This is a genomic window from Solitalea lacus (assembly GCF_022014595.1).
Lineage (GTDB): Bacteria > Bacteroidota > Bacteroidia > Sphingobacteriales > Sphingobacteriaceae > Solitalea > Solitalea lacus.
In genome coordinates this window covers 4,066,400-4,078,587 of the sequence record NZ_CP091740.1, presented here as the reverse complement: position 1 = coordinate 4,078,587, position 12,188 = coordinate 4,066,400, and the positions used below count along the sequence as shown (strand labels likewise).

Genomic DNA, 12,188 nt, shown 5'->3' with positions numbered 1-12,188 from the left:
ATTTACTTTATGTTTAACTTACTCTTCGTCGTTATCAGAGCTATCGTATTTGCTTTTATTTTTTTGTTTTTTATCCTTGCCTTCATTTCCAGCTACGCAAACTACAAATTCACCTTTTAATACATTGTTTTCAAAATGTGATTTTATTTCTTTTAATGAACCTCGTACATTTTCTTCAAACACTTTGCTGATTTCACGAGAGGCACAGGCCTGTCTGTCTTTGCCAAAAAACTGAATAAACTCTTCAATAGTTTTGAGTAGCCTGTGTGGTGATTCATAGAAGATCATGGTCCGGTCTTCATTAACCAGCTCTTTTAAACGGGTTTGTCTTCCTTTTTTTACCGGCAGAAACCCTTCAAAACAAAAGCGGTCGCAAGGTAAGCCTGAGTTAACCAGTGCCGGAACAAATGCTGTGGGGCCTGGCAGGGTTTCTAATGGGATCTCTTCTTTAATACATTCGCGTACCAATAAAAAACCCGGATCAGAAATTCCGGGGGTACCCGCATCACTAATCAAGGCAATGTTTTGCCCGGCCTTTAAAAATTTAATTACCTCAGCAACAGCCTTGTGTTCATTATGCTGATGATGAGAAAACATCTTTTTATCAATACCGAAATGTTTTAATAATTGTCCGCCATTGCGTGTGTCTTCAGCTAAAACAAGATCTGCTTCTTTTAAAATACGAAGCGCTCTCAAGGTAATATCTTCCAGATTTCCAACAGGGGTTGGAACCAGGTACAGCTTTCCAGTCATAATTAGTAATTGTGGGTTTGGGTTGTGGCTTATGAGATTTAAATGAACACTCTTAATAAGGGTTTAAACACTTATTATGTGCAATCTTCAAATCCGTAATCCACAACTCGTAATCAAAAATTTCTATCTTTACGCACAAATTTGAGAAACGATGCTGCAAATTAACTACATCAGAGAGAATAAAGAGGATGTTTTAGCCCGTTTGAGCAAAAAAAACTTTAAACAGCTCGAACTGGTAGATGAAATTTTAGAATTGGACCAAAAGCGTCGCGCAACACAAGCGCAGCTGGATAATGTGCTTTCACAATCCAATACAATGGCAAAAAGCATCGGAGAATTGGTTAAGTCCGGTCGTAAAGAAGAAATTGAAAAGATAAAAGAAACCACTTCATTATTAAAAGAAGATATTAAAGTTTTAGGTGAAGAACTGACTGAAATTGAGCAACAACTGCATAATAAATTGGTTCAGGTGCCTAACTTGCCACATAATTCAGTTCCGGATGGTAATACTCCTGAAGAAAATGAAGTGGTATTAACGCACGGCAATATTCCTACATTACCTGAAGGGGCACTTCCTCATTGGGAATTGGCTGCCAAATACGATATTATAGATTTTGAATTAGGTAATAAAATTACTGGTGCAGGTTTCCCGGTTTACAAAGGTAAAGGGGCTAAACTACAACGTGCTTTAATCAATTTCTTTTTAGATGAAGCGGAAAAAGCGGGGTATTTTGAGGTGCAGCCGCCAACTGTTATTAATGAAGCTTCAGGTTTTGGAACTGGTCAGTTACCAGATAAAGAAGGGCAAATGTATTTTATCGGTGAAGATAATTTATACCTGATTCCCACTGCTGAAGTTCCTGTAACGAACCTTTACCGTGATGAGATTGTAAAAGAGGAACAGCTGCCAATTAAAAATACAGCCTATACTCCGTGTTTCCGTCGCGAGGCAGGTTCATATGGTGCGCATGTGCGGGGCTTAAACCGTTTGCATCAGTTTGATAAGGTAGAGATTGTGCAGATTGCACATCCTGATAAATCATATGAGATCTTAGAGGATATGAGCACTTATGTACAAAGTTTGTTGCAAAAACTTGAATTGCCATATCGTGTATTGCGTTTATGTGGCGGAGATATGAGTTTCGCCGCTGCATTAACTTACGATATGGAGGTTTACTCAACAGCTCAGCAACGTTGGTTAGAGGTAAGTTCAGTTTCAAACTTTGAAGCGTTCCAGGCAAACCGACTAAAATTGCGTTTTAAAGGGAAAGAAGGCAAAGCGCAGTTGGCTCATACCTTAAATGGAAGTGCTTTGGCACTACCACGCATTGTTGCTTCTTTATTAGAAAACAACCAAACTGAAAACGGAATTAAAATTCCGGCTGCTTTGGTGCCATATACAAAGTTTGAGTATATCAACTAAGGATAAAAGTTAAAATGTTATTTATGGGGAGCTGCTGAAAATGCGGCTCTTTTTTTTGTACTTAGGGTAAGCTGCTGTGCTTTTTGGGGAAATCGGCTCAATAGTTAGAATTTTATATTTAGAATGGAGGTTTTGGAGGCATTATTATTTTGTTTGTTTTTGTTAGAATAGAATAAAAGTGTGAATATTACAAAGTTCGACTGTTGAAATTAAAATCTCTTTTATTTTTCTACCTTTGCTTTCGCGAGCCTGTCGACTATGAGCTCCTGATTTAATGAATTCGTATTGTTAAGTCGAAAAATATAAAGTAGTTTTATAGAAACGTCATTTAATTTGAATTTTTTTCAATAAAAGATTTAATTCTCAATAAAACATTTATTAATTTTCACTTATAGGTATTAACTGCTTAATTGGCATTCTTATAGAATGACTGGACGCAGAGGATAAAAATTCAACCTAACCTAAATAATGAAGATCAGGAAAGTACTCATTGCCAACAGAGGCGAGATCGCCATCCGTATTGCCCGCGCATGTAACGAGCTAAACATTGCTACAGTTGCTGTTTACACCTACGAAGACCGTTATTCTTTACACCGCTACAAGGCTGATGAAGCCTACCAAATTGGTGAAGATAATGATCCCCTAAAGCCTTACCTTAATATTGATGAAATTATTCGCATTGCCAAACAATGCAAGGCCGATGCTATTCATCCCGGTTACGGATTTCTTTCGGAGAACAAAGATTTGGCTCAAAGATGTGCCGACAGCGGAATCATTTTCGTTGGTCCGCGACCTGATGTAATGGAAGCTTTGGGAGATAAGGTTATTGCCAAAGAAAATGCGAAAAAAGCACAAATTCCAATTATTGAGGATAATGAACGTGATTTGATCGACTTTGGAGTTGCTTTGGAAGAAGCAAACCGAATTGGTTATCCGTTGATGTTAAAAGCTGCTGCCGGAGGTGGTGGTCGTGGTATGCGTGTAATTCGCAATGATGAGGAATTGGAAAAAGGTTTTCGCGAAGCAAAAAGTGAAGCAAAAAATGCTTTCGGCGATGATACTGTCTTTCTTGAGAAGTTTATTGAGAATCCGAAACATATAGAGATTCAGATTGTTGCAGATAGCTTTGGAAACATCCGTCATTTGTTTGAACGTGATTGTTCAGTACAACGCCGTTTTCAAAAGGTAGTAGAGGTTGCTCCTTCAGTGGGATTAAAGAAGGAAACTCGTGATAAGCTATATGAATACGCTATCCGTATATGCTCAACAGTAAATTACAATAATGTTGGTACAGTTGAGTTTTTGGTTGATGGACAAGAAAACATCTATTTCATTGAAGTAAATCCACGCGTACAGGTAGAGCACACCGTTACCGAAATGGTTACGGGAGTTGATATTATTAAAACGCAGTTATATGTTGCTGATGGTTATAAACTTACCGACCCTGAGATTGGCTTGGGTGATCAAAGTAAAATCAAGTGCAACGGAGTGGCAATGCAATGCCGTATTACCACAGAAGATCCTGCAAATGGCTTCAAGCCGGATTATGGTACGTTAATTACCTACCGAAACGCAACTGGTTTTGGTGTTCGTTTGGATGAGGGGTCTACTTATCCGGGGATGAAAATCAGTCCGTTTTTTGATTCGATGCTGGTTAAGGTGAGTACCTGGGGTAATGATTTAAATGATGCTTCTAAAAAGATGCATCGTGCACTTCGCGAGTTCCGTATTCGTGGGGTGAAAAATAATATTCAGTTCCTTGAGAATTTGATTTCGGTTCCTGAATTCGTTCAGGGAAAAGCTACCGTTGGTTTTATTCAGGAACATCCTGAACTGTTCAACTTTAAAACCCGCCTCGACAGGGGTACAAGGATATTAAAGTTTTTGGCTGATGTGGCTATAAATGGAAATCCTGACGTGACTAAGGTGAATCCTAATGCTCGTTTTGATAAGCCGATTATTCCGACTTTCGATCCAGCTGTTCCCTATCCAAAGGGGACCAAAGACTTATTGACCGAACTGGGACCTGAAAAGTTTGCAGAATGGTTAAAGAACGAGAAGAAAATTCAATATACGGATACTACGTTTCGTGACGGTCACCAGTCGTTATTGGCTACGCGCATGCGTACCTATGATATGCTAAGAGTTGCTGAAGCATTTGCCAAAACGCATCCACAAACATTTTCAATGGAAGTGTGGGGAGGTGCAACTTTCGATGTTTGTATCCGTTTTCTACGCGAAGATCCATGGAAACGCCTTGAATTGTTACGTGCCGCAGTTCCCAATATCTTGTTACAAATGCTTATCCGTGGTTGTAACGGAGTTGGATATTCGGCATATCCTGACAATTTAATTGAAAGCTTTGTAGAAAAATCTTGGGAAAAAGGTGTTGATATCTTCCGCATTTTCGATTCGTTGAACTGGATGGAAAATATTGCTCCATGTATTGAAATGGTTCGTAAGCGTACCGGAGGTATTGCCGAAGGAGCATTATGTTACACAGGTGATATCCTCGATCCGAAGAAAACCAAATACACACTTAATTATTATCTTCAATTAGCCAAAGATCTTGAAAATGCCGGAGCACATATTTTGGCAATTAAAGATATGTCAGGCTTGTTGAAGCCGTATGCCGCTTCAGAGTTGGTTGGTGCGTTGAAGGAAACCGTTAAAATTCCAATTCACTTGCATACGCATGATACTTCTTCGCTGCAACCTGCTACTTATTTGAAAGCTATTGAAGCCGGGGTTGATGTTGTGGACTGTGCTTTAGGAGCATTATCAGGCTTAACTTCTCAACCTAACTTTAACGCTGTGGTGGAGATGATGCGTTTCCACGAGCGTGAAAACCCTTATGATATCAAATCGTTGAATCAGCATTCAACATACTGGGAAGCTGTTCGGGAGTATTACTATCCATTCGAATCGGGGATGAAAGCTAGTTCTGCAGAGGTGTTTCAACACGAAATTCCAGGAGGACAGTATTCGAACCTAAAAGGCCAGGCCATTGCGCTGGGTCTTGGCGAGCGTTTTGAATTGATTAAGGAACGCTATGCAGAAGTGAATGAGTTGTTTGGTGATATTGTGAAGGTAACGCCAAGTTCTAAGGTGGTGGGCGACATGGCACAGTTCATGGTTTCTAATAATCTTACCAAAGAGGATGTGCTTACTAAAGGTGAAACCATTTCATTCCCTGAGTCAGTAATTCAATTCTTCCAAGGGGAAATTGGTCAGCCGGCAGGAGGATTTCCGCTTCAACTGCAGAAAATTGTGCTGAAAGATAAGGAACCTTATAATGATCGTCCGAATAAGCATTTGCCGTCAATCAACTTCACTAACGAATTTGAAGAATTTAAGAAAGAGTTTGGTGCAGAATTACAGTTCACAGATTTCTTATCATATAAATTCTACCCTAAAGTTTTTGAAGACGGGGTGAAATTCTGGAAAGAATATGGGGATGTTTCAACTATCCCTACCAAATATTTCTTGTACGGAATGAAACTGGGTGAAGAAACCACCATTGAAATTGCCCCTGGCAAGACTTTGCTGGTTCGATTGCTAAGTATCAGTCCTGCTGATGAAAATGGTATGCGTACTGTGTTCTTCAAATTGAATGGGCAAACCCGTAATATAGAGGTGCTGGATAAATCGATTAAAGTACTGAAACAAGAAAACAGGAAGATCGATAAATCAAACGGCAATCATATTGGGGCACCATTACAAGGCATGCTTTCGAAAATATTTGTAAAATCAGGAGATAAAGTGAAAAAGAACCAGCCATTGTTTGTAGTTGAAGCCATGAAAATGGAAACTAACATTACAGCTTCACATGATTTTACGGTAGGCGATCTTATTTTAACTTCCGGAACATTGGTCAATACCGATGACTTGGTGTTAGAAATTGCTTAGAATAGCTTTTTAATTTTTATCAATAGTTTGGGAAAGGCGGTCGTAGGGCCGCTTTTTTTGTAAAAAGATATGCATACAGGATTGGGAGTTAATAAATAAGAAAGTTTTGCTAGTGTAGGTTATGTTTGGGAATTTTCTCTATCTTTTTGACTTTCAATTTTATGTGTATGCAAACAAATCAACCAAAAACCAAAATTTGGGAAGTTATTTTCGCTTCCTCCGCCGGAACACTCATAGAGTGGTACGACTTTTACATTTTCGGCAGTTTATCATTAATCATTGCTGAAAAATTTTTCCCTGCATCTAATCCTACGCTTGCTTACATTTCTACCCTCGCCACTTTTGCTGTAGGGTTTGTTGTTCGTCCGTTTGGAGCTTTAGTATTCGGTCGCCTTGGTGATTTGGTAGGAAGAAAATATACTTTTTTGCTAACACTACTGTTAATGGGAGGATCCACCTTTGCAATAGGTTTGGTTCCTTCTTATCAGCAAATAGGAATTTTCGCACCAATAATTGTTTTGTTATTACGTTTGGTGCAAGGGCTTGCTCTGGGCGGGGAGTATGGTGGGGCAGCAACTTATGTAGCAGAGCATTCTCCCCAAAATCAACAGGGATATTATACCAGTTTTATTCAAACTACGGCAACATTAGGTTTATTCCTCTCTCTTGGTGTAATTCTTTTAACACGTTTGAGCTTATCTCCAGAATCCTTTAATGCTTGGGGTTGGCGAGTTCCGTTTTTATTGTCGGTGTTTTTGGTGATTATGTCCTATTATATTCGCATCCGCTTACAAGAATCACCATTGTTTACTCAACTTAAAACTGAAGGCAAGGTATCTAAAAATCCATTGAAAGAAAGTTTTGGAGAAAAGGAAAACCTTAAAATGGTGATGTTGGCTTTGTTTGGAGCTACAATGGGACAGGGAGTGGTATGGTACACAGGCCAGTTTTATGCTCTTTCTTTCTTGCAAAAAACCATGAACGTTGAGTTCGTGCAGTCGAACCTCATTATTGCAATAGCGTTATTATTAGGGACACCCTTTTTTATATACTTCGGTAAATTATCCGATAAATTGGGGCGTAAAAAGATAATGATGGCAGGTATGCTGATAGCAGCCATCGCTTATTATCCTATTTACAAAACAATGGATAATACCGTAAACCCAGATTTAAAAACAGAGTTAGCCTTTAAGCGTAAGGTTCAATACAGTACAGTTCAACGCGCTGATGGACAGTCGGGTCGACAGGCAATTGAAACCCGGTTTTATGATGATGAAACTGTTATAAAAGAAACTCGTATTACTTTACCCGGTTCGGCTGCAGCTACCGATCTGGAGTTAAAAAAAGAAGTAACCTTAGGTATTGGTAATATCATCAGGCTTATTTTTTTGGTGTTGATTCAGGTGATTTTTGTGACAATGGTTTACGGTCCGATTGCGGCATTTTTGGTGGAACTGTTTCCAACTCGTATTCGTTACACTTCTATGTCTTTGCCATATCACGTTGGTAATGGTATAGTTGGAGGCATTTTGCCTACCATTGCTACTTTGCTGGTGTATTCAACCGGAAACCATTTTGCGGGCTTAATTTATCCGATAACTGTTGCTTTAATATGTTTTACAGTTGGCTGTTTGTTCATTAAAGAAAAAAACGGAATAGAGGCAAACGTTAAAGAGAATGTAATGAGTGAAACGGTATAAAATTTAATTTAATACAACCTGGAATATTATTCCGGGTTGTACTTTTAAAATGGTTTTCCATGAGTTAGGCCAATTAAGGATGAAGTTAATGAAGGAAAACTATTTAATGCTCTAAGTGCTGTATTTGTTACCAGAGGACGACCAAATAATTGTTGAAACCAACGACCTGTACGTAAACGGGAATTAAACTGAGCCTTCCAAATCGAAGCGTATTGTCGCTCTGCATCCAATCGATTCAAATTCCCTTTGAGTAAATTATCCAAAATAGGAACTACTAGTTTTGATCCATGCAAGGCCATGCTCATGCCATTGCCACAAAGTGGGGCAATCATTCCAGCAGCATCTCCTACCATGAAAATGTGGTCGTTAATGGCTTCTTTCGAGGCAAAACTAATTTGTGAAATTACTAATGGCTCATTAAAAATGAATTTGGAGAACTGGAAGTATTGATTCAAGTGGGGATTTTTTGCCAGGTAAGTTTTTTCAAGTTTTTTAATATCATTATTACATTGCTGCAAATTGTAGGCTGTTGTAAGGTAGCATAAACATTGCATGTTGTTCTCAACTGTAGAAATGCCACAATATCCGTTTTCAAAATTGTGTAACTCTATTAGGTCATCTGGAAAATCAGTTTTAACATGATATTTAACTGCAATAAAATGCTGATTTTTTTTAGGGGGCTGATGAATGAACTCTCGCCGCAACTTTATATCAATATTGGCTCTTTTTCCCCATGATCCACAGGCGACTTTAGCATTGAAAGTAGCGGAGTTAGTTTTAATTACGCTTTTACCTTGGTAAAAATCAATGGCTAAAACTTTTGTGTTATCGTAGACGACAACGCCGCTTTGCTTTGCGAGTTGATGAAGTTCATTATCAAGGCTATATCTGCTGATTCCAAATCCGCCTGGGTTAAGTTTATGTGCCAGGAGTTTACCTCTGCAGTCAGAAATATGCAACCTGGTAATTTTAGGTAGTTGCATGTTTTCTAATGGAACTCCCAAACCTTGAAGAAAGTCCCAGGATTCCATTGCAATATATTCACCGCAAACCTTGTGGAATGGAAATGTTTCTTTCTCAAACAAAATAACTTCATAACCAAGTTTGTTCATTTGAATTGCGGTGCTTAAACCGGCCAATCCCCCACCAATAATAGCAAGGTCAAAATCAGTTTTTATCATTGTTTTTTACCACAATTAAATGCCTAAAAGCCCATCTCCATGATAAATGCCGTTTTCCAACTCCGGCCAATGCCAATAATTGCTTCCATTCATTTTTCAAAAAACCACGGGCTACAGATAGTTTAGCATCATTTTTTACCAAATATGATTTTGAAAATAATGCAGTTATCAACGCTATACTTTTATATGCCATGTAATGCCGATGAAGGTCATTAATGACAAATCCTATACGGGCAGTTTTGAGCATCCATTTTAGAAGATCAATAATTTCCTCATTAGTAAGGTGATGGCAAAATAATGATGAAATTATAATATCAGGTTGAATATTGAAAAGTTCAATATCCCGGAAATCAGACTGTATAAAGGAGATCTCCGGGTACTGTATGCTTCTTTTTTCTGCAAAATGAATACATTCATTTTTTAGATCAACGCCGATAAGTTTTACAGCGACTTTGTTGCTGCGAGCCCAAAGTGCTATAGCCCGTAACGTATCGCCTCCACCGCTTCCAAGGTCAAGAATTGTTATTGGTTCCTTACTGGTAATAAGTTTTTTTAGGCCTTTTATGGTAATAGAATGCCCTCCTAAAAAACGGTTGATGGTTTCAAGTTCATTTAAATTTTTAGCAAGGTCATGGTACGGAATATTACCGCTGTCAAGCAATTCCTTACGGTATGAACGTACGTTTAATTGCATTTATTTGTGTAAGCTAACTAGATAACAACATGCTTTCCATTGTTAAGCCTGGTCCGAAACCTGCTGCAAAAACCAGTTCTTCATTGGTGATATCAAGTTTGTTGTCTAAAATATCCTTTAAAACATACAGAACAGTGGGAGAGGACATGTTGCCATAATTTTCCAACACTGAGAATGCAGATGAAAGGTCGCTGGTTGCAAGAGCAAGTTCCTTTTGAATTACTTCAAGAATACGCTTGCCGCCTGGATGAATGGCCCAATGTTTTATTTCTGAGGCTGCTTTGTTACTTAGATTTAAGGTTTGGTTAACCAAGTTCTTTATGCCTTTTTCAACCAAGTCCGGGATATAGTTGCTAAGGGTCATTAAAAAACCATTAGAAGACAATTGCCAAGCCATGTCTTTTTTTCCGTTGTAATGAACCTCAGAATAACTGTTTTTTATTTTCATTCCCTTCCAGTTTTTCTCATTTGCAATTTCATCCGAACAAACCAACGCAGAGGCTGCCCCATCGGCAAATAACAGATTGGCGGTTAAATTATCCATGTCGATTTTGGGTTGAAAATGGATGGTGCAAACTTCAACTGAAACAATTAATACTTTTGCATTCTTGTCGGCTTTACAAATTAAATCAGCTTGTTTTAATGCATGTAAAGCTGCATAGCAGCCCATAAAATTGACAGAGGTACGATAAATCGTTGGGTTTAAGCCAAATTGTTCCATTAACTCAATGTCTAAGCCCGGTGCAGATAATCCCGTACAGCTAACTGTTATTAGGTGTGTAATTTCTTGTGGACTTATCCGTCCGTTCAGGCATTTTGTTGCAGATTCGAGGCCTAATTTACCGGCATGTTTATGGTAAATTTTCATTCGAGACTCCAGTGAAGCATCTTCTTCTACATTATCGAAAAATGAAGTATGGTGACTGGCATATCGTTCTGAAAATTCAGGTAAAACAGAATATCGATGCTTTATTCCACTCCGTTGGTATAAGATGCTGAGCAGTTTTCGCTCGTCCATTGATGGTTGCAGTAAATCAACCATGTACTGCAAAATGTCTTCTTGTTTGTGTTTAAAAGCCGGATTTGATGTGCCAATTGAAATTACAATGCTCATAAGAAGTGATTTAGTATGCTTAAAATAATAAAGCAGCCATTCATACACACTGAGGCAGTCAGGTTCATTTTCATGGTATGCTCAAAGTCTGCCTTGCAAGGGTTGTTCCAAACCTTCACTATCCAACTTACGAAATAAATTGCAACCGGAATAAAAAATAATTGCAGGATTATGAAGTTATTTAATTTTTGTGCCGAGTTGAAGTAAATGAAAAACAGAATATTTGTAATAATAAATTGGATAGCGCTAAAAATAAAGGTTCCTCTAAAGCCTAGTTTATAACTGATGGTGATGTCGCCATGTTTAATGTCCTCTTCGTGCTGATACACTTGTGTAAGGGGATATACTCCTGCAATTAATGTGCTGCAGGCAATTAAAGCCACAAGTTCAGTGGTTATTATATGCGAAATTTCAATATGAGTAACTGCAATATAGGCCATTAGATAAGAAAATCCACCTTGAAAGATAACAACTGTCAAAAAGCCCAGGTAAGGATATTTCTTTAACCGAATGCCTTTGTAACTGTACGCTCGTGAAGCCAGAATGTAGAGTAAAACACAAACAGAGAACACAGGAGAAATAAGAAATGAAAGCAGAAGGCCTGTACTATCAAGGATCAGTGAACCATAAAAAAGTTGTTGGGTTGGCTTGGGAGGATGTTTCAGGCCGCCAATGCTTCCTTCATCCTTATCCATAAAGCTGTTGTATCCATTGCTTGCAGGGTAGATAAATAGATGAAGTATTAAGAAGGATAAAATAGTCCCTTTCCAATTAATAAGCTTTGCTTGGCTTAATGCAAGTAAAAAGACAGGCATTAAAAAGAATGAGAAAGGAAAGCGAAGGAGCTTAATAGTGTTTTTAAGGGACATAGGGTAAAAAGATTTAATGATCCACAGTTAACTGATGTGGAAATGGATCATAGTCAGTGCCTATAATCTTATTCTTTCTGCAATCAGCCGAACTATTTCATCAGGATGCTGGCTTCCAATTACATAGATAAGGCCATCGTTGTCAGTTAATTTAATGGCATATTTACCACGTGTATAAAAACGAATGGTGCCTTTTTTATGCAGATTGTAAACCGGGTTGTTCATTAAAAAATTACTGTAAGGTGTTTTTTCAACAGTTTTAATACTGCCAAAGTCAATTTTAACCCTACTGGTCGTCCAAAAGCCATCCAGTACAAGTGATTTATCGTAAATAGATGTTTTATAATGAATGATAAAAGTTAGCAAGCTGGAAATTACTAAAATTGAAACTCCTACTACTAATAATAAATCAGCGTTTCTGTCTCGGTTTTCTTCAATGGAGTAAATAATGAAGCAGAAAATGGCAAGTACAAGTCTGGTAAGCAGCCAATTACGATTTAGTCCCAAATATTGTTTTTCTACGAAGATTGGTTTTTCTTTCATGC

The 12,188-nt window shown here is 38.2% G+C and carries 9 protein-coding genes; 3 read left to right on the top strand and 6 right to left on the bottom strand.

The window, feature by feature from the left end; genetic code table 11:
- Positions 1–18: 18 nt before the first annotated feature.
- Positions 19–753 carry a 16S rRNA (cytidine(1402)-2'-O)-methyltransferase gene (gene rsmI / locus L2B55_RS17530; RefSeq protein ID WP_237847532.1) on the bottom strand — a complete coding sequence of 245 codons (735 nt, stop codon included), beginning with the start codon at positions 751–753 and terminating at the stop codon, positions 19–21.
- Between the two features lie 151 nt (positions 754–904).
- Between rsmI and serS the strand changes: the two genes are divergently transcribed.
- The 3 genes from serS to L2B55_RS17515 all read left to right on the top strand — a co-directional run bounded on the left by serS (position 905) and on the right by L2B55_RS17515 (position 7,785).
- Positions 905–2,176 (top strand): serine--tRNA ligase, encoded by a 1,272-nt coding sequence (gene serS, locus L2B55_RS17525; RefSeq protein ID WP_237847530.1) that lies wholly within the window; start codon positions 905–907, stop codon positions 2,174–2,176.
- Positions 2,177–2,644: 468 nt separating this feature from the next.
- Complete coding sequence (locus L2B55_RS17520) at positions 2,645–6,085, top strand: pyruvate carboxylase (RefSeq protein ID WP_237847528.1); 3,441 nt, start codon at positions 2,645–2,647, stop codon at positions 6,083–6,085.
- Positions 6,086–6,252: 167 nt separating this feature from the next.
- Positions 6,253–7,785, top strand: coding sequence for an MFS transporter (locus tag L2B55_RS17515; protein ID WP_237847526.1), 1,533 nt, complete (start codon positions 6,253–6,255; stop codon positions 7,783–7,785).
- Between the two features lie 44 nt (positions 7,786–7,829).
- Here L2B55_RS17515 and L2B55_RS17510 read toward each other — a convergent pair whose 3' ends face one another.
- From L2B55_RS17510 to L2B55_RS17490, 5 genes are read right to left on the bottom strand one after another with little or no spacing between them, the layout of a single operon-like run.
- The gene (locus tag L2B55_RS17510) at positions 7,830–8,966 is read right to left on the bottom strand and encodes an NAD(P)/FAD-dependent oxidoreductase (RefSeq protein ID WP_237847524.1); all 1,137 of its coding nucleotides are present in this window, start codon (positions 8,964–8,966) and stop codon (positions 7,830–7,832) included.
- Positions 8,953–9,660, bottom strand: a complete 708-nt coding sequence (locus L2B55_RS17505; RefSeq protein WP_237847523.1) for a methyltransferase domain-containing protein — start codon at positions 9,658–9,660, stop codon at positions 8,953–8,955. Before L2B55_RS17505 ends, L2B55_RS17510 begins: the two co-directional genes overlap by 14 nt.
- Before the next feature lie 13 nt (positions 9,661–9,673).
- Positions 9,674–10,774, bottom strand: a complete 1,101-nt coding sequence (locus tag L2B55_RS17500; protein WP_237847521.1) for a type III polyketide synthase — start codon at positions 10,772–10,774, stop codon at positions 9,674–9,676.
- Positions 10,771–11,643, bottom strand: a complete 873-nt coding sequence (locus tag L2B55_RS17495; protein WP_237847519.1) for a UbiA family prenyltransferase — start codon at positions 11,641–11,643, stop codon at positions 10,771–10,773. The genes L2B55_RS17500 and L2B55_RS17495 overlap by 4 nt, the downstream gene beginning before the upstream one ends.
- Positions 11,644–11,703: 60 nt before the next feature.
- A complete protein-coding gene (locus tag L2B55_RS17490) occupies positions 11,704–12,186 on the bottom strand; it encodes a hypothetical protein (protein ID WP_237847517.1) in 483 nt (160 codons plus the stop codon).
- Between the last annotated feature and the right edge of the window lie 2 nt (positions 12,187–12,188).

What these genes read in the sequence shown, in the direction of transcription:
- rsmI (WP_237847532.1), bottom strand. Translation starts at nt 753, where the DNA reads ATGACTGGAAAGCTGTACCTGGTTCCAACCCCTGTTGGAAATCTGGAA.
- serS (WP_237847530.1), top strand. Translation starts at nt 905, where the DNA reads ATGCTGCAAATTAACTACATCAGAGAGAATAAAGAGGATGTTTTAGCC.
- L2B55_RS17520 (WP_237847528.1), top strand. Translation starts at nt 2,645, where the DNA reads ATGAAGATCAGGAAAGTACTCATTGCCAACAGAGGCGAGATCGCCATC.
- L2B55_RS17515 (WP_237847526.1), top strand. Translation starts at nt 6,253, where the DNA reads ATGCAAACAAATCAACCAAAAACCAAAATTTGGGAAGTTATTTTCGCT.
- L2B55_RS17510 (WP_237847524.1), bottom strand. Translation starts at nt 8,966, where the DNA reads ATGATAAAAACTGATTTTGACCTTGCTATTATTGGTGGGGGATTGGCC.
- L2B55_RS17505 (WP_237847523.1), bottom strand. Translation starts at nt 9,660, where the DNA reads ATGCAATTAAACGTACGTTCATACCGTAAGGAATTGCTTGACAGCGGT.
- L2B55_RS17500 (WP_237847521.1), bottom strand. Translation starts at nt 10,774, where the DNA reads ATGAGCATTGTAATTTCAATTGGCACATCAAATCCGGCTTTTAAACAC.
- L2B55_RS17495 (WP_237847519.1), bottom strand. Translation starts at nt 11,643, where the DNA reads ATGTCCCTTAAAAACACTATTAAGCTCCTTCGCTTTCCTTTCTCATTC.
- L2B55_RS17490 (WP_237847517.1), bottom strand. Translation starts at nt 12,186, where the DNA reads ATGAAAGAAAAACCAATCTTCGTAGAAAAACAATATTTGGGACTAAAT.